Here is a 20,523-nt window from a genome sequence, read left to right on the forward strand (position 1 = left end):
CGATAGCGCCGCCCCGAACGGCGAATCCCGCCCCAAAACTCGCGGAAGCCGCCCGTACCCCGCCGAATCCCGCCCCAAACCTTGCGGAAGCCGCCCGGCACCGAAACCCCGTCGAACGCTCCGGCACCGAAACCCCGCCGACCCGCACGCTCACGCGGCGAGAACGCTGCGGCCGACGATCAGCCGCATGATCTCGTTCGTGCCCTCGAGGATCTGATGCACACGCAGGTCGCGGACCACCTTCTCGATGCCGTAGTCCTGCAGATACCCGTAGCCGCCGTGCAACTGCAGTGACTCGTTGGCGACGCGGAAGCCGACGTCGGTCGCGAAGCGCTTCGCCATGGCGCAGCGGGTAGCGGTGTCGGGGGCCCCGGCGTCGAGAGCGAGGGCCGCGTCGCGCACGAGGAGCCGCGCAGCCTCGAGCTCGGTGGCCATGTCGGCCACGGCGAACACCACCGACTGCTTCTCGGCCAGGGGCTCGCCGAACGTGAAGCGCTCGTGCACGTACGCGACCGCGCGGTCGAGCGCCCAGCGCGCCCCGCCCAGGGAGCAGGTCGCGATGTTGAGACGTCCGCCGTTCAGCGCGGTCATGGCGATCGAGAAGCCGCGGCCCTCACCGCCGAGGAGATTCCCGGCCGGCACGGACACCTCGTCGAGCACGACGGCGCGCGTGGGCTGCGCGTTCCAGCCCATCTTCTTCTCGTTCGGCCCGAACGACAGTCCCCCGGCATCGGCGGGCACGAGGAACGCGCTGATCCCGCGAGCCCCCGGTTCACCCGTGCGGGCCATGACCACGTAGACGGATGCCTCGCCGGCACCCGAGATGAACTGCTTGACGCCGGTGAGCACGTACGTGTCGCCGTGACGGATCGCGGAGGTCGTGATGGCCGCGGCATCCGACCCCGCGCCCGGTTCGGTCAGGCAGTAGGCGCCGAGATCCTCCATCGCGACGAGACCGGGGAGCCAGCGCTCGCGCTGGGCGCCGGTGCCGTAGGCGTCGATCATCCAGGCCACCATGTTGTGGATCGTGATGTAGGCCGTCACGGTGGGGTCGCCGTAGGCGAGCTCCTCGAAGATCGCGACCGCGTCGGCCCGTGTCAGCCCGGCGCCGCCCACGTCGTCGTTGACGTAGACGCCGCCGAGACCCAGGTCACCCGCGCGGCGGAGGACGTCGCGGGGGAAGTGCTTCTCGACATCCCATTCGAGGGTGTGCGGAGCGAGCTCGGTCGCGGCGAAATCGCGGACGGCATCGAGGATGGCGGCGCGTTCGTCGGCCGAGAGGGTTCCGGCGGCCGGGGCGTCGAGCGCGGGGGCAGGGGTGGCGTCCATGCGGCTCTCCTTCGTGAGGGCGACGACGTCGTCGCATCTCCCAGATTAGCTGGACGTCCTAGTAATTGGTAGGGGACGCGAGCAAACGGCTGTCGACGCACGCTCGAGAAACGCTCCGCCGCGCGAGAAACGCGGTGACGAGGCGTGTCTTCCGCGCGAGAGCGTTTCTCGCGTGCCCGAAGGACCTACGCGGATGCCACGCCGAACAACGTCCCCACGAGGTACGTCGCGCCGAGGGCCAGCGCGCCGCCGATCACGGTCCGCACGATCGCCCGGTCGCGCCGTGCGCCGCCGATCCACGCGGCGAGGTAGCCGGTGACCGCGAGGGCGATCAGCACCGCCACGAAGGTGAGGGCCACGCGCACCTCGACGGGCGCGAGCAGGATCGTGAGCAACGGCAGGACGGCTCCGACGGTGAACGCCACGGCCGAGGCCAGCGCCGCCGTCCACGGACTCACCACGTCTTCGGCGTCGAGGTTCAGCTCGACCGAGAGGTGGGCTTTGAGGGCATCGGATGCCGTGAGTTCGGTCGCCACGCGCGTCGCGGTGTCGTGCGAGAGCCCCTGTGCCTCGTACAGGCCCACGAGCTCGGCGAACTCGGCATCCGGGTCATCCGCGAGTTCGCGGCGCTCCTTCTGGATGAGCGCGTGCTCACTGTCGCGCTGACTGGACACCGAGATGTACTCCCCCAGCGCCATCGAGATCGCACCTCCCACCAGGGCGGCGAGGCCGGCCACGAGCACCGGTCCGGTCGCGGTCGTCGCTCCCGCGACGCCCACCACGACCGCCGCGGTCGACACGATGCCGTCGTTCGCGCCGAGCACGCCGGCGCGGAGCCCGTTGAGGCGCTGCGAGAGGCCCTGGCGGTGGGGCTCCTCGGGGTGGGCTCCGGGCGGCGGACCGCCGGCGGCATCCTGGATCATGCGACGAGCGTACGACCGCCATGGGCGTCCGGGGCGGCCGCATTCTCCCACCGCGGCGACAAGGAGCGAGCGGGCGCCCCGTTCCCCCTCCGTTCACCCGGGCGTCACCCCATCCAGGCAAGATCCACAAGATCGCGCCGACCGCGCGCATCGCATCCCCCACCCGAATCCGAGGACACAGCCATGCCTTCGACCCTCCTTCGCCGCGCCGCCGCGCTCACCGCGACGACCGCGGCGGTGTGCGCGCTCGCCCTGTCGAGCGCCACGGCGGCATCCGCCGCGATCGTGCCCCAACCCGTCTCGAACAGCGCTCCGGGTGCGGCCCTCACCGTCACCCCCGTGGGCTCGTACGACACCGGCGTCTACAAGAAGTCGGCCGCCGAGATCGTGCAGGCCTGGCGCGACCGCCTGTTCGTCGTCAACGCCGAAGCGGGCACCGTCTCGGTTCTCGACAACAGCGACCCCGCGAAGCCCGTCGAGCTCTTCGACATCTCCTCGACCGGTGTCGCCAACTCCGTCGCCGTGCGCGACGACGGTCTCGGCGTCGTCGCCTTCGAGGCGCAGACCAAGACCGACCCCGGTCACCTGGTGTTCTTCGACGCCGGCAAGACGGATGCCACGAGCGCCACCCTCGGCGAGATCACCGTGGGCGCCCTTCCCGACATGGTGACGTTCTCGAAGGACGGCGCCTACGCCGTCGTCGCCAACGAAGGCGAACCGGCCGACGACTTCGCGGTCGACCCCGAGGGTTCGGTGAGCGTGGTCGCCCTGAGCACGAGCGTCGTGGCGCCCGCACAGAGCGCGGTGAAGACCGCCGGCTTCGGCGCCTTCGAACCGGGCGGCACCAAGACCCTCGACGCGAAGGTCCGCATCTTCGGGCCCGACGTCGCAGCCCCAGGTCAAGACCCGACCACCCAGTCGAGCAACCGCGTCTCGCGCAACCTCGAGCCGGAGTACATCACGGTCGACGGCACCGTGGCCTACGTCACCCTGCAGGAGGCGAACGCCCTCGCGACGGTGGACCTCACCAAGGCGGAAGTGACCGGCATCCTGCCTCTGGGCTATAAGGACTGGGGCGCCGTCGGACTCGACCCCAGCGACAAGGACGGCGCGAACATCCGCACGGTGCCGGGCCTGAAGGGCCTGTACATGCCCGACGGCGTCGCCTCGTATTCGGCGAGCGTCGACGGTAAGGCCGCCACCTACCTCGTCACCGCCAACGAGGGCGACGGACGCGAATGGGGCTCCTTCATCGACGAGGCCCGAGTGAAGGACCTCGGCGCCGACGGGCTCGCGCCCGTCTGCGCGACCTCTCCGCTCGCGGGACGCGCCGCCGACACCGACCTCGGCCGTCTCAAGGTCGTCACCGACCTCGGCCTCACCGCCGACGGATGCTACAGCGAGCTCTACGCCTATGGCGCTCGCTCGTTCTCGATCTGGGACACCAAGGGCACCCTCGTCTTCGACTCGGGCGACCAGTTCGAGCAGAAGCTGAAAGAGGTCGCTCCTCAGCTGTTCAACGTCTCGAACGACAACAACACCGTCGACGACCGCAGTGACGACAAGGGCCCGGAGCCCGAGAACGTCACCGTCGGCGTGGTCGACGGGCGTCCCTACGCCTTCATCGGCCTCGAGCGCGCGGGCGGTGTGATGGTCTACGACATCACCGACCCGAAGAAGCCCGCCTACGTCACGTACGTGAACAACCGCGACGCGTCAGCCGATGTGAAGACCGCCGCGGCGGGTGACCTCGGACCCGAGGGCATCACGTTCGTCTCATCACTGCGCTCGCCCACCGGCGTGCCGCTGCTGATCACGGGCAACGAGGTTTCGGGCACCACCACGGTCTTCGAGGTGCGCCCGACGCAGCCGAAGACGCCCGATCTGCAGATCCTCACCGTCAACGACTTCCACGGCCGTCTGCTGCAGGAGACCGGCGGCGTCGCGGGAGCAGCAGTGGTCGCGGGAGCGGTGGAGAAGTACCGCCAGCAGAACCCGGACACGCTCTTCGTCTCGGCCGGCGACAACATCGGCGCCAGCGCGTTCGAGTCGTTCATCGACGAGGACAACCCCACCATCGACGCTCTGCGCGCCGCGACCCTCGACGTCAGCGCCGTGGGCAACCACGAGTTCGACCGCGGCTTCGCCGACCTCACCGAACGAGTCATCCCCCGGTACGAGGGCGACCCGAAGGCGGACGCATCCAGCGACTTCGCCCTCGGAGCGAACGTGTACGAGAAGGGCACCAAGACTCCCGCCCTCAAGCCCTACACGATCAAGGACGTCAACGGCACGAAGGTCGCCTTCGTCGGCACGGTCACGCGTCAGACGGCCGGCATGGTCGACCCGTCGAAGATCACCGAGATCGAGTTCGGCGACCAGGTCGAAGCGGCCAACCGCGAGGCGAAGAACGCCCGCGCCGCCGGCGCCGACATCGTCGTGCTGCTCGCCCACGAGGGCTCGGAGGGTACCGACTGCACGAAGATCGCGGTCGAGTCCGGAGACTACGGCGACCTCGTCCGGGGTGTTTCGGGCGACGTGGATGCGATCGTCTCGGCGCACACGCACCAGAAGTACGCGTGCACCATCGGCGGCCGCCCGGTCATCCAGGCCGGCCAGTACGGGACCAACCTCGGCACGCTCGACATCGACCTGGATGCCGCCGGCGACCTCGTCTCGATCACGCCCGGGGTGCGCTCGCTGTACGACAGCACGGTGGGCCAGTACATCGCCTACCCGCAGGCGGCGACGGCCGAGATCGTGGCGAAGGCGAAAGCCACCGCCGACGTGAAGGGCCAGGTCGAGGTCGGGAAGATCACGACCGACATCACCCGTGCCAAGAACGCATCGGGCGGCGAGGACCGCGGTTCGTACTCCACGCTCGGCAACACCGTCGCCGACGTGTACCTGTGGGCCACGAGCGAGAACCCCTCGTTCAACGGGGAGGACGCGCAGATCGCGTTCATGAACCCCGGCGGCCTTCGCGCCGATCTGCTTTACGGCACCGACAACGGCTCGGTCTCCTACCGCGAGGCCGCGAACGTGCAGCCCTTCGGCAACACGCTCGTGACGGTCTCGCTCACCGGAGCTCAGCTGAAGAGCGTGCTGGAGCAGCAGTGGCAGCCCGCGGGCGCCTCGCGACCGGTGCTCGCGCTGGGCGTCTCGAAGGGCTTCACCTTCGCGTACGACCCCAACGCCGCCACGGGCTCGCGCATCTCGTCGATCGCTCTGAACGGCACCGCGGTCGACCCGGCGGCGTCGTATCGCGTGGTGACCAACTCGTTCCTCGCCGCCGGCGGTGACAACTTCACCACCTTCGCGCAGGGCACCGGCAAAGCCGACTCGGGCCAGATCGATTTGCAGGCGACCGTCGACTACTTCACCGCGAAGGGGACGGTCGCACCGTCGCCGCTCGGTCGCGCGTACCCGCTCGGCTCGAGCCCGGTCGACGAGGGCACGGTGACGCCGACGCCCACGCCGACGGCCACGCCCGCACCGACGGTCACCCCCACGCCCACGGCGACGCCGACGGGCACGCCGACCGCATCGCCGTCGGCCAGCCCGAGCGCGGCAGCTGCCGGCAAGGGAACGCTCGCGGTCACCGGCGCCGAGCTGCCGTGGGGCATCGCCCTCGCGGGCGGGTTCCTCGTGGTCGCGGGCGGTCTCGCCTTCGCCTTGCGCAAGCGTCGCACCGTCTGACACCTGACAGCGGACGGCCCTCACCCTCGCGGGTGGGGGCCGTTGCCGTTCGCGCGAGGGGTCCGGAGATGTCGCCTGGGAGCGCGCCGCGCGACACTTCTCGACCCCTCACGCGCCTATGGCCCCTCAGGGGCGGAGCACCTGAACGTTCACCCCGGATGCCGCGGACTCGACGCGCCAGACCTGACCGCTGCCCCGCACGGCCGGGGCCGCCTGCGCCGAGACCACGAGGGCCGTGTTCTCGTCGATCGCCACACCGTCGGCGACGAGCCCCGCGTCGACCGCTGCGACGAGACGTGAGAGGGTGCCCCACTGGGCGGCATGCACGTCGACGGCGAAGTCGAGGAGTCCGAGACCCGGTCGCACTTCGATCGCGTCGAGCTCTTCGCTCGCGTCCTCCGACACGACCTCGACCCCGCGGACGCGATACCCGCCGACGAGCGCGGGTCCCGCCGCGATCGCCGATCCGGCAGAGAAACCGGCGTACGGGACCCCCTCGCGGACTCGGTCGATCACGGCATCCCCGACATGACCGAAGGCGTTCAGGTACGCCGGGGAGAGGCCCCCGCCGACGAACAGCGCGTCGGCGTCGAGCGCTGCGGCATCGTAGACCTCACCCTCGACGATCGACTCCACGCGAATCTCCTCCGCCGTAGCGCCCGCTGCCTCGAGCATCGCCATGAAGCGTGCGACCGACGAATCATCGTCGGCCTCGAGCACGAGAAACAGGGCGATCACGGGCGCGCGATCGGCGGCGCGATGTCGAGCCTCGGCGACGAAAGGACGCAACAGGTCACCGCAGCGCGCGAGGTCGCGACCACCGCCGAGGAGGAACAGGCTCATGCGCCCAGTATCCCGGGGCTGCCGCCCTGCGCGTGAGTCGCCATGGTTTGTCGCTTCGACGGGCCGCTGGCGACACACCCCCGGCGACTCACGCGGACTCGGTCCGAAGGATGGAGTACCGCCTGCGCCCGGCTGTCGCCGTCGACATCGAGTGGCTCGTCGAGCTGCGCGCCGAGGTGCTGCGCGGCGACCTGGAACGCCTCGACCGCTTCGATGAGCAGCGGGTGCCCCAGCGGCTGGGCGACAGTTTCTGACCCCTCGCGCGACAAAGCGCCCGGGTCAGTACCGCCGCAGCAACGCCGCCAGCGCCTGGCCGCCGCCGATGCACATCGTGACGACCGCATATTCGAGGTCGCGGCGCTGCAGGTCGAGCGCCGCGCGCACCGTGAGGATCGCCCCCGTCGCGCCGACCGGGTGACCCAGCGCGATCGCGCCGCCGTACGGGTTCACCTTCGCGGGGTCGAGGCCCGCATCGCGGATCACCGCGACCGCCTGGGCGGCGAACGCCTCGTTCAGCTCGATCACGTCGACGTCGGCCGGGGTGAGTCCCGTCTGCTCCCACAACCGCCGCAGGGCGAGGACGGGGGCGTAGCCCATGATCTCGGGGTCGACGCCGGCGGTGGTCACGGCCTCCAGCGTCACGAGACCGGTGAGGCCGCGGTCGCGCACCTCCTCTTCGCGCATCAGCACGGTCGCGGCGGCGCCGTCGTTGATGCCCGACGAGTTGCCGGCGGTGACCGAACCCTCCTTCTCGAACGCCGGGCGCAGCCCCGCCAGCGCCTCGAGAGTGGTGCCAGGGCGCGGGTGCTCGTCGACCGAGACCTCGACCGGCCGCTTGCCGCCGGTGGTCACGGGCACGATCTCTTCCGCGAACGCCGCGCGGGCGGCATCCGTCGCCGCCCTCCGCTGGCTCTCGACGGCGAACGCGTCCTGCTCCTCGCGCGACACCCCGTATCGGGATGCCACGACCTCGGCCGTCGTGCCCATGTGCCGGCCGCTGAACGGGTCGGTGAGGATCGCCAGCGTCCCGTCGAGGAGGGTGCGGTCGCCGAGTCGGCTGTTGCCGCGGGCGCCGTAATCGAGGAAGGGCGTGCGCGACATGCTCTCGTCGCCGCCGGCGACCGCGACGTCGATGCCACCCCAGCGCAGCTCCTGGGCGGCCGACCAGATGGCCTGCAGGCCCGAGCCGCACAGGCGGTTCACGGTGAAGGCGGGGACGCGGGTGGGCAGCCCCGCGGCGAGCGCGACGCGCCGGGCGTTGTAGGCGTCGGGGCCGTTCTGGGCGATGCAGCCCATGACGACCTCGTCGATGTCGCCCGCGTCCACCCCGCCCCGACGCAGGGCCTCGGTGACGGCGACGGCGCCGAGCTCATAGGCGTCCACGCTCGAGAGCGCCCCGCCGAAAGACCCGATGGGCGTCCGCGCTCCCGAGACGATGACGATCCTCGGCGCCGACATCAGCCCGCCGCCTCCTCGGGTCGGTCCTGCGCCTCGACGTCAGCGGCATCCGGGATGTATCCCTCGACGTGCCGCTCATCGGGACCGACGTAGGCCGACAGCGGACGGATGAGGGCGTTCGACGCCTGCTGCTCCCTGATGTGGGCGGTCCAGCCGGTCACCCGCGCCGCGACGAAGAGCGGCGTGAAGGTGAGGGTGTCGAAGCCCATCAGGTCGTAGGCCGGACCCGAGGGGTAGTCGAGGTTCGGGTAGATGCCCTTGCGCTCGACGAACTGCGCCTCGAGGGCGTCGTAGAGCGCGGCGACGTCGGGGCGGTCGTAGTGGGCGACGAGGGTGTCGAGCGCGGCCTTCATCGTCGGTACGCGCGAGTCGCCGCGCTTGTACACGCGGTGGCCGAAGCCCATGATCTTGCGCTTCTCGGCGAGGGCTGTGTCGAGCCACGGGCCGACGTTCTCGGCGGAGCCGATCTCGGTGAACACGTGCAGCACGGCCTCGTTCGCGCCGCCGTGCAGCGGGCCCTTGAGGGCGCCGATCGCGCCCACCACCGCCGAGTAGAGGTCGCTGAGCGTCGAGGCGATGACGCGAGCGGTAAAGGTCGAGGCGTTGAAGGAGTGCTCGGCGTAGAGGGTCATCGAGCGGTTGAACGCGTCGACGACGACGGGGTCGGGGGTGCCGCCGGATGCCGAGGCCCCTGAGCCCGCAGCCGAGGACCCTGAGCCTGTCGAAGGGTCCGGATCCGCCACAGCACCGGTGCTCGTGCAGATCTCCTCACCGAACGTCATCCACAGGAAGTTCGCCGCGTAATCGAGGTCGTCGCGGGGCTCGATGAGCTCCTCACCACGGCGGCGGCGCTGCCCGTACGCGACGACGGCGGGGAGCTCCGCCCACAGGCGGATGCTGCGCTCCAGGTTCTCCTCGGGGGTGCCCACGGCATCCATGACGTTCGCGATGCCGGCCGTCTCGCGCGCGCCGATCACGCTCACGGCGGTGCGCACCTCGTCCATCGGGTGGGCCGCCGTCGGCAGCAGGTCGATCGCGGCGCGGACGTCGTCGGTCAACGCCCGGTGCTGACGCTCGACCTGGCGCAGGGCGGCGAGCTGTGCGGCATCCGGAAGCTCCCCGTTCCACAACAGGTACGCCACCGCCTCGAAGGGCTGGGTGGCGGCGAGCTCCTGCACGGGGTATCCGCGGTACAGCAGGCTGTTGGTCTCGGGGTTCACCTTGCTGACGGCGGTCTCGTCGACCGTGACGCCGGCGAGGCCCTTCTTGATGTCGGTCATCGTCTCTCCCTCGAGTCGTGGTCGGTGTCCATGGTGCCGGATTCTGCGGGCGCGGTGCGGGGAACCTCGTCCCCATTTCGGTTGCCAGGGTGCCCGGCGAGGCGAGCCATGTCCCGATTCTGGCTGTCTGGAGCCGCCCCAGACAGCCGAAATCGGGACGCGGTCTGCGCAAACCGGGACACGGTTCGCCGAACCGCTGCGACCGGACGCCCCGCCGCGTCAACGCTCGACCGTGAAGTCGAACACGTCGGCGTCGAAGCGCGTGTAACCCTCGTAGTCGATGAGGTCGTACAGGTCGGCGCGGTGCTGCATCTCGCCGAGCTGGTCGCGCAGATGACCCTCGGATGCCAGGGCGTCGAGGCCCCGGCCGGCGGCTCCCATCGCGAGTCGCAGCAACGAAACCGGCCAGATGACGAGGTTCACCCCGGCGTCCTGTAGCTGGGCGGTGGAGAACAGCTCGCTCTTCCCGAACTCGGTCATGTTCGCCAGGATCGGCACATCCAGCGCGGTGCGCATCGCCTCGAACTCGCCGAGGTCGCGCATCGCCTCGGGGAAGATCGCGTCGGCGCCGGCGTCGACCAGGGCCTTCGCGCGGTCGATCGCGGCATCCAGACCTTCGACGGCCCGCACGTCGGTGCGCGCCATGATGAGGAAGTCGGGGTCGCGCCGGGCATCGACGGCAGCGCGGATGCGCTTGATCGCGGTGTCGGCATCCACGACGCTCTTGCCGTCGAGGTGGCCGCAGCGTTTCGGATTCACCTGGTCCTCGATGTGGGTGCCGGCGAGCCCCGCGTCTTCGAGCGTCTGGATCGTGCGGGCGACGTTCATCGGCTCGCCGAACCCGGTGTCGGCGTCGATGATCGCCGGCAGCTCCGTCATGCGCGCGATCTGCTGCCCGCGTCCGGCGACCTCGGTGAGGGTCGTCAGTCCGATGTCGGGCAGACCCAGGTCAGCCGAGATGACCGCCCCCGAGATGTAGACGCCGTCGAAGCCCTTCCGTTCGATGAGCCGGGCCGACAGGGGGTTGAAGGCTCCCGGCATCCGCACGAGCTCTCCGGATGCCAGCTTCTCGCGCAGCGCGCGGCGCTTCTGGGCGGGGGTGGTCTGGGCGTACAGCATCAGCGGGCTCCCTCGAGGCTGTGGAGGATCGCGCGCACCGGCGGCTCCGGCTTCTGGGGCGCGCACCCGCCGCCCGAGCGTGCACAACGGCGGATGCCTCTCACGACACGCCGCCCCGCGGCATCCTGAACCGGCGTGTCGGAGTGAAGTCCCGCCGTTGCGCGCGGCCTCGTGCGGCGCCGCCCCTCGAGAACGCGGCGCATCAGAACAGCCCCTTCGGCGCGGGTGCCAGGGCCAGCACGCCCGGCTTGGCCACGATCGAGAGCTGCATGACCTCGGCGGGGGTCAGTTCGGGCAGTCGCTGCACGAGCTCGAGGAAGCGCTCGACCTCCTCGGGCAGCAGCACCGGCTCGGCCAGCAGGCGGAATTTGCGGACGTAGTCCTCGCGGGCGAACGGACGGGCGCCCAGCGGGTGGGCATCGGCGACGGCGATCTCGTCCTCCACCGTCGACCCGTCGGTCAGGGTGATCACGACGCGGCCGCCGAAGGCCTTCTCGTTCGGGTCCTCGGAGTGGTAGCGGCGCGTCCACTCGGCATCCTCGGCCGTGGTGACCTTGTGCCACAGGGCGACGGTGTCGGCCCGGCCCGCCCGCTCCGGGGCGTAGGAGTCGACGTGGTGCCACGCGCCGTCCTGCAGCGCGACGGCGAAGATGTACGGAATCGAGTGGTCGAGCGTTTCGCGCGAGGCTGCGGGGTCGTACTTCTGCGGGTCGTTCGCCCCCGAGCCGATCACGTAGTGCGTGTGGTGGCTGGTGTGCAGCACGATGGATGCCACGTTCGCGGGGTCGCGCAGATCGGGGCGCTCCGTGCCCAGACGACGGGCGAGGTCGATCCACGCCTGCGCCTGGTACTCGGCCGAGTGCTCCTTCGTGTACGAGTCGAGGATGCCGCGCTTGCTCTCGCCCTCCTCGGGCAGCGGCACGTCGTACGAGGCGTCGGGACCGTCGAGCATCCACGCGATGACGCCGTCTTCGCCCTCGTAGATGGGCGAGGGGCTGGTCTCTCCGCGCATCGCCCGGTCGACGGCCTCGATCGCCATCTTGCCGGCGAAGGCGGGGGCGTGGGCCTTCCACGTCGAGATCTCGCCCTTCCGCGACTGCCGGGTGGCGGTGGTGGTGTGGAGGGCCTGGCCGATGGCCTGGTAGATCGTCTCCTGGTCGAGGTCGAGCAGGGTGCCGATGCCCGCCGCCGCCGCGGGGCCGAGGTGGGCGACGTGGTCGATCTTGTGCTTGTGCAGCGAGATGGCGCGCACGAGGTCGATCTGGATCTCGTACGCCGTGGCGAGGGCCCGCACGAGGGCGGCGCCGTCCTTGCCGGTGTGCTGGGCGACCGCGAGCACGGGCGGGATGTTGTCGCCCGGGTGCGAGTAATCGGCCGCGAGGAAGGTGTCGTGGTAGTCGAGCTCGCGCACGGCGACGCCGTTCGCCCAGGCCGCCCACTCGGGGCTCGTGCGCCGCTCGAGCAGGCATCCGAATACGGTCGCACCGGCTCCGCCGATCGACACGGCGTGATCGAGCGCCTGCTGGCGCGCCGCGCTCACGGGCTGACGAGTGAGGGATGCCGCGGCGACGGCGGCGTTGTCGATGAGGCGATTCACGATCATGTCGACCACGTCGTCGTCGACGCTCACCGGGTCGACCGCGACCCGGGCGAGGGCCCAGGCGAGCTGGCCCTCGCGGGCGAGGTTCTCGTCGCTGCGGTGCACGCGCACGTGGTGGGTGATCGTCATGAGGGGTCCTCCGTGAGGGCTTCGAGGATGGTGGTGAGGGCGTTGTGCAGATGCACATGGGTGGCGTGGACGGCGAGTTCGGGGTCGCCGGCGCCGATCGCTCGCGCGATCAGTTCATGCTCCCCGGCGGATGCCGAGAGGCGAAGGGGGTTGAAGCGGGCCATGCGCCGCACCCGCACGAGGTGGGTGCGCACGCTACGCAGAGCCGAAGAAAGGTAGGCGTTGTCGACGGCGGTGTCGAGCGCCGCGTCGAAGCGCGAGATGAGGGCGTAGTACGCGTCGGCATCCGCGAGATCGACCGCGGCGAACTCCCGGGCGAGGGCGACGAAGACCCGACGATCACCGCGGCGGGCAGCCGATCGCGCCGCCTCGCTCTCGAGAGCCCGGCGCACCTCGAACAGCGCACGGATGTCGTCGGCGTCGATCCCGGCGACGACCGTCACCCGCGCCGAGGCCTGGGCGACGAGACCATCGGATGCCAAACGGCGCAGGGCCTCGCGCAGCGGTGTGCGGCTGACGCCGAGGCGCGTCGCCTGCTCGACCTCGCCGAGGACGGTTCCCGGGGGCAGAGCGCCCGTCTGGATCTCGTCGAGGAGGGTCGCGTACGCACGTTCTCCTGCTCGCACCCCGCACCTCCTCGTCGTGTATACATTACGCCTGCTCAGTGACAGGGGAATCGGGAGGCATCCGCTCTCCGTATACATTGCTCCCCCTTGAAGGGGCCGCGCGGGCGGCGTAATGTCCGCGACATGAGTGGGGCGATCCGCACCGCGGGCCTGCGGAAGACCTACGGCCGCACAGTGGCATTGGACGACCTCGACCTCGAGGTCGGCGTCGGAGAGGTCCACGGCTTCCTCGGACCGAACGGCGCGGGCAAGTCCACGACCCTGCGCATTCTGCTCGGTCTTGCGCGGGCAGACGCGGGCACCGTGGAGGTGCTCGGCGCCGACCCCTGGCGCGACGGGCCGCGCCTGCACCGCCGCCTCGCGTACGTACCGGGTGATGTGAGTCTGTGGCCGAACCTGTCCGGCGGTGAGGCGATCGACCTGCTCGCCCGCCTGCGAGGGCACGGGGGGACGACGGCGTTCCAGCGCGAACGCGCGCGCCTGCTCGACGTGTTCGAGCTCGACCCGCGCAAGAAGGGCCGCTCCTACTCAAAGGGCAACCGGCAGAAGGTCGCGCTGGTCGCGGCATTCGCGTGTCCCGCCGCCCTCCTCGTGCTCGATGAGCCCACCAGCGGTCTCGACCCGCTCATGGAGGTCGTGTTCCAGCGCGAACTGCACCGCGTACGCGAGCACGGCACCACCGTGCTGCTGTCGAGCCACATCCTCTCCGAGGTCGAGCAGGTGTGCGACCGGGTCAGCATCATCCGCGCCGGAAAGGTCGTGGAGACCGGCACCCTCGACGATCTCCGCCATCTCACCCGCACGCAGATCTCCTTCGCCGACCCCGGCGCCGAGCTCGCCCTCCCATCCAGGTACGACATCGAGCGGCGCGACGGACGCGTACGGTTCACCGTCGACACCGCGGAGGTGGCATCCGTCCTCCCCGATCTCGGAGCCGCCCACGTCACGGGCCTGCGCATCGAGCCGGCGTCGCTCGAGGAACTCTTCCTCCGCCACTACGGCGAGCGCGTCGAGGACGAACGGCGATGAACGGCCTCGGTCCACTCCTGCGAGTGCGCCTGCGGCGGGACGCCGTGCAGCTGACCATCTGGATCCTCGGCACCGTCGCCCTCGGCGCTGCCACCGTCACGGGCGTGCGCGGCCAGTTCGCCGCGGCGACCGATCGGGAGGCGCTGCTGGCGACCGCCATCGCCAATCCCGTCATCCTGCTGTTCCGCGGCCTGCCGTCGGGCAGCGACGAGGGGGCATTCGCCTCGTTCCTCATCGCGCCGTTCCTCGCCCTGCTCGCCGCCCTCATGAGCACCTTTCTCGCCGTGCGTCACACCCGCGGCGACGAAGAGGCGGGCCGCGCCGAACTCGTCGCCGCCACTCCGGCTGGGCGCTCCGCCGCCCTCACGGCGACCGTCGCGCACGGCATCCTGGCGAACATCGTGCTCGCCGCTCTCGTGGCGCTGACCTTCGTCAGCCTCGGCTTCGCGCCGGTGGGGAGTGCGCTGCTCGGCACGTCGGCGGGCCTGACGGGTGTCGCATTCCTCTGCGTGGCCCTCGTGGCGGCCGAGATCGCGCGCACCGCGCGCGCGGCGAACAGCATCGGCGTCTGGACCGTGCTGCTGAGCTACCTCGCCTGCGGCGCGGGAAACGCCCTCGGCACGCCGAGCGACGACCTGCAGCGCATGCAGAGCGCGCCGCTGGCGTGGGCGTCGCCCTTCGGGTGGGCCGAGAACGTGCGCGCGTTCGACGCCGATGACCCGCGACCCCTGCTGCTGTCAGGTGCCCTCGCGATCGCCGCCGTCGGCATCGCGGCGGTGTTGCATCGTTCGCGCGACCTCGGCGCCTCGCTTCTTCCCGCCCGGCGGGGCCCGGCGACGGCCGGACGGCTGCTCTCGGGGCCGGTCGGCCTGGCGTGGCGCGAGAGCCGAGGCGCCGTCACCGGATGGATCGTGGCGGGCCTGCTCGTCGGGCTGCTGTCGACGCGACTGTCGGCGGTGATCTCGCAGATTGGCGACTCGATCCCCTCCGTGCAGGCTCTGCTGCAGAGTCTCGCCGCGCAGGGTTCGCTCGCGCAGGGGGCGGTCGAGGTGTTCTTCACCCTCGCCGGGATCCTCGCCGCGTGCGCCGGCGTTCAGGCCGTTGTGCGCCTGCGCCAAGACGAGGCGGCGGGCCTGGCCGAGCCGGTCCGCGCCGCGGGGGTCAGTCGGGTGCGCTGGCTGGGCGCCGCGGTGTGCGTGGCGATCGCGGGGATCGCCGGAACCCTCGGCGCTGCCTTCGCCGGGGCAGCGCTCGGCGTGGCCACCACCGACGGGGGCGACGCCTCGCTGCTGCGCGCGGCCGCGGTCAGCGCCGCGGGTCAGTCCCTGGCGGCGCTCGTGATCACCCTGGTTGCAGCCCTCGCCGTGGTCGTCGTGCCGCGACCGTCGATCGCGATGGGCTGGGGTCTCGTGGGGCTCGCGGCCGTCGCCGGTCTCTTCGGCCCGCTGCTCGGCCTCCCCGACGCCGTCGTGCGCGCCTCGCCGCTGGCATCCGTTCCGATCCTCAGCGGCGATACCGTCGACCTGCGCGGCGCCGTCTGGTGGGGGCTCGCCGCTGCCGCCCTGATCGTTGCCGCGACGGTCGGGGTACGTCGGCGCGCGCTCATCGCCGATCGCTGAACGCCCGCCGCGGACGCGCAGCGGTCAGCGGCGTCCCCACGACGTCAGGGTCGAAGCAATGGATGCCAGGGTGGCCAGCGACGCGTCGCGATCGGCGCGGGCGAGGGTGAGGCCCGCCACCACGAGCGAGGCGCAGACCGCGGCGAGGGCATCGACGGCATCCGGGGCGAGGTCGGGTCGGCGGTCGGCGACGGCGGCGCGGATCGCCCCGCGCATCTCCGCGGTGTACCCCGAGACGAGCGCGCGCACCTCGGCGTCGTCGCTGGCCAGGGGCGACGACCCGGCATTGAGCAGCAGGCAGCCGAGCCGTGCGCGCGGTGCATCGTCGGCGATCGCGGTGCGCATCTCGTCGACGTAGGCCTCGAGCGCGCCGGGGTCTCCCCCGCCGAGCGGGCGCAGGCGCGTACGCACGACGTCGTCGAGGTACGCCGCCAGCACCGCGTCGAACAGGCCGCGTTTGCTGCCGAAGGCGTTATAGATGCTCGAACGCGTGAGACCGGTCGCCTCTTCGAGTTCGGCGATGCCGGCCTCGGCGTAACCGCGCTGCCAGAACACGTCGCGAGCGGCGTCGACGACGACGGAGCGGTCGAAGCTCGGCATCCTGCCCATGGTCTGTCCCTCTGGTCGTGCACCCCGACCCTTCAACACGCTCAGGGTCCTGCATCGCGAGGTGGCTGAGCCCGTCGAAGCCACCGGACCCCGGCACCTCACGGTTGCATTCGCCGTCTCGGGGTCTATATTAGACCGGTCGTTACAAAATAACCACCGGAGGAAACCCATGCGCGCAGTCATCCACCACGAGTTCGGCGAACCGGCCGACGTGCTCGGAGTCGAAGAGGTCGAGACCCCGACCCCCGGCCCCGGCGAAGTGCGCCTGCGCGTCATCCTCTCGCCCATCCACAACCACGACCTCTGGACAATCCGCGGCACCTACGGCTTCACGCCCGAACTGCCCGCGCGCGCCGGCACCGAGGCCGTGGGGGTCGTCGACGCCGTCGGCGAGGGCGTCTCGCTCGAGGTCGGTCAGCGCGTCGCGACCGGCGGCACCTTCGGCGTGTGGGCCGAGCAGGTCGTCGCCAAGGCCGCGGGCCTGATCCCCGTGGCTGAGGGCCTGTCCGACGAGGTGGCCTCGCAGCTGGTGTCGATGCCCTTCAGCGCCATCAGCCTGCTGCACTCGCTCGACCTGCATCCCGGCGACTGGATCGTGCAGAACACCGCCAACGGCGCCGTCGGCCGTATGGTCGCGCAGATCGCCGAGGCCCGCGGTATCCACGTCATCGGTCTCGTGCGCCGCCAGAGCGCCGTCGCCGAGCTCGCCGAGCAGGGCATCGACAACGTCGTCTCGACCGACGCCGACGACTGGCGTGACAAGGCCCTCGCGCTCGCAGACGGCGCGAAGATCGTCGCGGGCGTCGACTCGGTCGGCGGTTCCGCTGCGGGTCAGGTGCTGTCGCTGCTGAGCGAGAACGGCACGCTCGTGATCTTCGGCTCGATGGGAGCCGGAAAGCTCGAGCTCTCGGCCGGGGATATCATCTTCCGCCAGGCCACGGTGAAGGGTTTCTGGGGCAGCGTCGTCAGCAAGACGATGGATGCCGACACCCGCGGCGCCCTCTTCGGCGAACTGTCGCGATACCTCGCCGACGGCACGGTGACCCTCCCCGTCGCCGCCACCTTCGGCCTCGACGACATCGTCGACGCGGTCACCGCGAGCGACTCGCCCCGCGTGGGCAAGGTGCTGCTGCGCCCGTGAGCGGGTCGCGCCGCGGGGCTCCTGTCCCGCGGCGCGCGGCGCGGCCCCTCGACCCCAGCCGGAATCCCCGCCGAGTGTCCATAACACGCCGCCCGCGAGGCAGCCGCGCGGCGTGTCCCGGACGCTCAACAGCTCGCACCGGCCGCGCGGGGCCCGCGTCCCGCGGCGCCCGACGTTGCTTCCGGACGCGCCCGGTCGCCGGTCGCGGCCCGAAGCCTCGGTCGAGTGTCCAAGACACGCCGCGTGGCGGGGCGGGAAGCGGCGTTTCGAGGACAGTCAACAGCCTCGGCCCTCTGCGCTCCGCACAGTGCCGCCTCCGGATGCGCCCGAAGGCACGGTCGCGGCCCGAAAGCACGGTCGAGTGTCCAAGACACGCCGCGTGGCGGGCAAGGACGCGGCACGTCTTGGACACTCGACCGACTCCCCCACGAAGAGGGGGTCAGGAGCCGGGCAGGGCCTCGAGCGCGGTGGCCAGCGCATCGATCGCCGGACGCTGACCCTTCACGAGGGCCTCGCGGGTGGCATCCAGACCCATCCACTCGGCGCGGTCAACTTCGGGGAACGAGGCCATCCTGCCGGAACGGGGCGGCCACTCCAGCTCGAAGGTGCCGTACGTGAACCCGGATGCCGAGAACCCGGCGCCGTCGCCGGCGAACACCACGACCTTCTTGCCGCTCGAGTACGCGAACGTGCCGAGCTCGGCCCACTCCACGGTGGGCGGTTCGACTCCGAGCTCCTCCCGGAACTCGCGCCGGGCGGCATCCAGAGCACTCTCCGTGTCGGGGTCGAACTCCCCCTTCGGGATCGACCACGCGGCCGCGTCCTTCTTCGCCCAGAACGGCCCGCCCATGTGCGCGATGAGCACCTGGGGCGCGGGCGTGAGCCGGTACAGCAGCAGTCCCGCGCTCCAGACGACCATCAGGTCACCGCCGCCGGTACGCGGTTGGCTTCGTCGGCGATGATGTCGGCGCGCTTGCGGTACGTGCGGGCCGATACCCGGTCGAGGGCGATCTGACCGCGCATCTTCTCGGCCTTCTCGTACAACGACGGACCGCCGAAGCTGGTGAGCACCTTCACGATCACCGGCAGCAGTTCGATCATGAAGAACAGCGCCGCGATGAGGTAGTGCGCCCAGCGCAGCACCGGCTCACGGTCCGACAGGCGCTCGAGCGCGGTGATCTGGCTCAGCAGGCCGACCGCCCCCGCGTTGCCGTCAGCGACCGACTCGGCGCGCGCGTTGTACGCCGCGAGCGCCGATTCGTACTGGGCCCGGGCGGCGGGAAGCTGATCCTGCGCCTGCTGCTTGTTGGACTCTGCGGAGGATGCCGCAGCCTCGGTGCCCGCGGTGTTGGCGGCCGCGAGCGTGGACTGCGCCTGCTGCAGCTGCGTCGACAGCGAGTCGTACGCCGACTGCGCCTGGGCGAGCTGCGCCTGTGCGGCGTCGGAGCTCGCGCCGTCTCCGGCGACACCGGTGCACCCGGGGACGGTCCCGGCGCCCTGGCCGGTCAGTTCGCACTGGTACACCGCCCGCGCTTGGTCGATCACGGTCTGCTGCGCCGCCAGCTGCTGGGTGAGCTGGTCGACCGTCTGCTGTGCGGCCGCCGACTCCGCTGATGTCGAGGAGGTGCCGGTCACCGCGCCGGTGGCGGCCTGATTCTCGAGCGCCGACACCTGCGCACTCGCGGCGTCGAGCGCCTGCTTCTCGGGGCCGCTGGTCACGGCATCCTGGTCCGTCAGAGCCTGGGTGACGTTCGTGGAGTTGACCTCGCGCACGATGTCGTTCTGGAACACCTGCAGCACGAGGGGCTCGGCCACCACGATGCCGATGAGCGCGGCCATGATCACGCGGGGGAGAGCGAGGCCGAGCAGCCGGAAGACGTTCTTGGTCGAGCGCATCGTCGAGGTGAGGAAGCGGTCGAGATTGAAGATGATGAGGCCCCACACGATGGCGAGCGGGATCGCCAGCAGGATGCTGACGCGCACGCCGGTCATCAGCGCGAACATCATCGACAGCGCCGAGACGAGGGCCGTGCCCCCGAGCACGAGGAACATCTGAACGAAGCGCGGCACCTCTTCGGGCACCTCGTCGAGCACGTCGTTGTCCGCGCCGCCGAGAACGGCCATCCTCCGGATCAGCGAGAGGCGCGGCCGACGCGGATCGTGGCGGCGCAGACGCGGCTGACGGGGTTCGGATGCCATCGGGCTCGGTGCCGCTTCGGGCTGCGGCGCGCGAGCTTCCGGCGCGACCCCGACCGACTCGCGGTCGAAGCGGAGGGTCTCATCGTCGGACACGGATGCCGCGGGTGGGGGGTCGAGGCGGAGGGTCTCGTCGTGGGGAGTGGATGCCGCGGTATCGCGGTCGTAGCGGACGGTCTCGTCATCGGGAGACGGTTCGGAAGCATCTCGGTCGAGGCGGAGGGTCTCGTCGTCGACGAACGGATCGCGCGGCTCGTCGTCGGCGGGCGGTGCGTCCCACGGCTCGGAGGCGTGCTCCTGCCGGGCGGTGGCAGGTTCGGCCGAATGCGGCGCGGCGGAGTTCTGCGCGGCGAGGATGTCATCGAGATACTGCTCGCGTTCCTCGTCCGTCGTGAACTCGATGCGGCCGTCGGAGCCGAAGCGGCCGGGCCGGTGAGCGGAAAAGGACATTCGCACAGGGTACGTCGCCATCCCTGCCCGCTCCTGAGCGGCACCTGAGGCGCTGCCCAGCGCCGCGGGCGCCGCCCGGCCGGACGACAGCTCCAGGCACGCGGCCCGGCCGGACGTCAGCGCCAGGCGCGCGGCCCAGCCGGACGTCGGCGCCAAGCGCGCGACCCGGCCGGACGTCGGCGCCGTCGAAACCGCAGTCGTTCGCCGAGGCCGCATCCGTTGGGGTGCAATCGAATGCGGTCTCGACGATCCGATGCGGTCTCGTCATCCGCCGCGCCGGGCGCCGCGGCACGAGGCACGCGGCACGCGGCCCACCGCTCACCGCTCACCGCCTAGGGCCCACGGCCCACGGCTACGGCCACGGCCCACGGCCCACGGCCCACGGCCCACGGCCCACGGCTACGGCCCACTGCCACCGCCCACGCAGCGCGGCGTCAGACGCCCCCACACGCGGAAGCGGGCCGGACGCGAAC

Annotated in this window: 16 protein-coding genes; 5 read left to right on the top strand and 11 right to left on the bottom strand. The window is 71.2% G+C overall.

Translation table 11 applies throughout. The features are described from left to right. Window positions 1–150: 150 nt before the first annotated feature. Together ACXKZF_RS14560 and ACXKZF_RS14565 are read right to left on the bottom strand one after the other, a co-directional pair. On the bottom strand, window positions 151–1,329 hold the full coding sequence (locus ACXKZF_RS14560; protein WP_488984669.1) for an acyl-CoA dehydrogenase family protein: 1,179 nt from the start codon (window positions 1,327–1,329) through the stop codon (window positions 151–153). A gap of 185 nt (window positions 1,330–1,514) precedes the next feature. Continuing rightward, window positions 1,515–2,252 (bottom strand): VIT1/CCC1 transporter family protein, encoded by a 738-nt coding sequence (locus ACXKZF_RS14565; RefSeq protein ID WP_488984670.1) that lies wholly within the window; start codon window positions 2,250–2,252, stop codon window positions 1,515–1,517. 183 nt (window positions 2,253–2,435) lie between these two features. Between ACXKZF_RS14565 and ACXKZF_RS14570 the strand changes: the two genes are divergently transcribed. Beyond that, a complete protein-coding gene (locus ACXKZF_RS14570; protein ID WP_488984671.1) occupies window positions 2,436–5,951 on the top strand; it encodes a choice-of-anchor I family protein in 3,516 nt (1,171 codons plus the stop codon). 126 nt (window positions 5,952–6,077) lie between these two features. Here ACXKZF_RS14570 and ACXKZF_RS14575 read toward each other — a convergent pair whose 3' ends face one another. Beyond that, window positions 6,078–6,794 carry a Type 1 glutamine amidotransferase-like domain-containing protein gene (locus ACXKZF_RS14575; RefSeq protein ID WP_488984672.1) on the bottom strand — a complete coding sequence of 239 codons (717 nt, stop codon included), beginning with the start codon at window positions 6,792–6,794 and terminating at the stop codon, window positions 6,078–6,080. A gap of 110 nt (window positions 6,795–6,904) precedes the next feature. On the opposite strand from ACXKZF_RS14575, the gene ACXKZF_RS14580 reads away from it, so the two are divergent. Then, a complete protein-coding gene (locus ACXKZF_RS14580) occupies window positions 6,905–7,048 on the top strand; it encodes a hypothetical protein (RefSeq protein WP_488984673.1) in 144 nt (47 codons plus the stop codon). A gap of 25 nt (window positions 7,049–7,073) precedes the next feature. On the opposite strand, the gene ACXKZF_RS14585 is transcribed toward ACXKZF_RS14580, so the two are convergent. The 5 genes from ACXKZF_RS14585 to ACXKZF_RS14605 form a co-directional block, all read right to left on the bottom strand. Further along, on the bottom strand, window positions 7,074–8,252 hold the full coding sequence (locus tag ACXKZF_RS14585; RefSeq protein ID WP_488984674.1) for a thiolase family protein: 1,179 nt from the start codon (window positions 8,250–8,252) through the stop codon (window positions 7,074–7,076). After that, complete coding sequence (locus ACXKZF_RS14590) at window positions 8,252–9,532, bottom strand: citrate synthase/methylcitrate synthase (protein WP_488984675.1); 1,281 nt, start codon at window positions 9,530–9,532, stop codon at window positions 8,252–8,254. Before ACXKZF_RS14590 ends, ACXKZF_RS14585 begins: the two co-directional genes overlap by 1 nt. A gap of 219 nt (window positions 9,533–9,751) precedes the next feature. Next, a complete protein-coding gene (gene prpB, locus ACXKZF_RS14595) occupies window positions 9,752–10,651 on the bottom strand; it encodes a methylisocitrate lyase (RefSeq protein WP_488984676.1) in 900 nt (299 codons plus the stop codon). 202 nt (window positions 10,652–10,853) lie between these two features. Beyond that, the gene (locus ACXKZF_RS14600; RefSeq protein WP_488984677.1) at window positions 10,854–12,380 is read right to left on the bottom strand and encodes an MmgE/PrpD family protein; all 1,527 of its coding nucleotides are present in this window, start codon (window positions 12,378–12,380) and stop codon (window positions 10,854–10,856) included. After that, a complete protein-coding gene (locus tag ACXKZF_RS14605; RefSeq protein WP_488984678.1) occupies window positions 12,377–13,006 on the bottom strand; it encodes a GntR family transcriptional regulator in 630 nt (209 codons plus the stop codon). Before ACXKZF_RS14605 ends, ACXKZF_RS14600 begins: the two co-directional genes overlap by 4 nt. 123 nt (window positions 13,007–13,129) lie before the next feature. On the opposite strand from ACXKZF_RS14605, the gene ACXKZF_RS14610 reads away from it, so the two are divergent. Beyond that, on the top strand, window positions 13,130–14,035 hold the full coding sequence (locus tag ACXKZF_RS14610) for an ABC transporter ATP-binding protein (protein ID WP_488984679.1): 906 nt from the start codon (window positions 13,130–13,132) through the stop codon (window positions 14,033–14,035). After that, complete coding sequence (locus ACXKZF_RS14615) at window positions 14,032–15,654, top strand: ABC transporter permease (protein ID WP_488984680.1); 1,623 nt, start codon at window positions 14,032–14,034, stop codon at window positions 15,652–15,654. The genes ACXKZF_RS14610 and ACXKZF_RS14615 overlap by 4 nt, the downstream gene beginning before the upstream one ends. A 24-nt stretch (window positions 15,655–15,678) precedes the next feature. On the opposite strand, the gene ACXKZF_RS14620 is transcribed toward ACXKZF_RS14615, so the two are convergent. Next, on the bottom strand, window positions 15,679–16,254 hold the full coding sequence (locus tag ACXKZF_RS14620; RefSeq protein WP_488984681.1) for a TetR/AcrR family transcriptional regulator: 576 nt from the start codon (window positions 16,252–16,254) through the stop codon (window positions 15,679–15,681). A 178-nt stretch (window positions 16,255–16,432) separates the two neighbouring features. Here ACXKZF_RS14620 and ACXKZF_RS14625 point away from each other — a divergent pair, with 178 nt between their 5' ends. Further along, window positions 16,433–17,404, top strand: coding sequence for a zinc-binding dehydrogenase (locus ACXKZF_RS14625; RefSeq protein WP_488984682.1), 972 nt, complete (start codon window positions 16,433–16,435; stop codon window positions 17,402–17,404). Window positions 17,405–17,843: 439 nt separating this feature from the next. Here ACXKZF_RS14625 and ACXKZF_RS14630 read toward each other — a convergent pair whose 3' ends face one another. Both ACXKZF_RS14630 and ACXKZF_RS14635 read right to left on the bottom strand, forming a co-directional pair. Beyond that, window positions 17,844–18,323: an NUDIX hydrolase gene (locus tag ACXKZF_RS14630; protein WP_488984683.1), complete on the bottom strand. Its 480-nt coding sequence runs from the start codon at window positions 18,321–18,323 to the stop codon at window positions 17,844–17,846. Then, complete coding sequence (locus ACXKZF_RS14635) at window positions 18,323–20,050, bottom strand: DUF4407 domain-containing protein (RefSeq protein ID WP_488984684.1); 1,728 nt, start codon at window positions 20,048–20,050, stop codon at window positions 18,323–18,325. The genes ACXKZF_RS14630 and ACXKZF_RS14635 overlap by 1 nt, the downstream gene beginning before the upstream one ends. Window positions 20,051–20,523: the final 473 nt, after the last annotated feature.

The organism is Microbacterium sp. ABR10 (assembly GCF_057812175.1).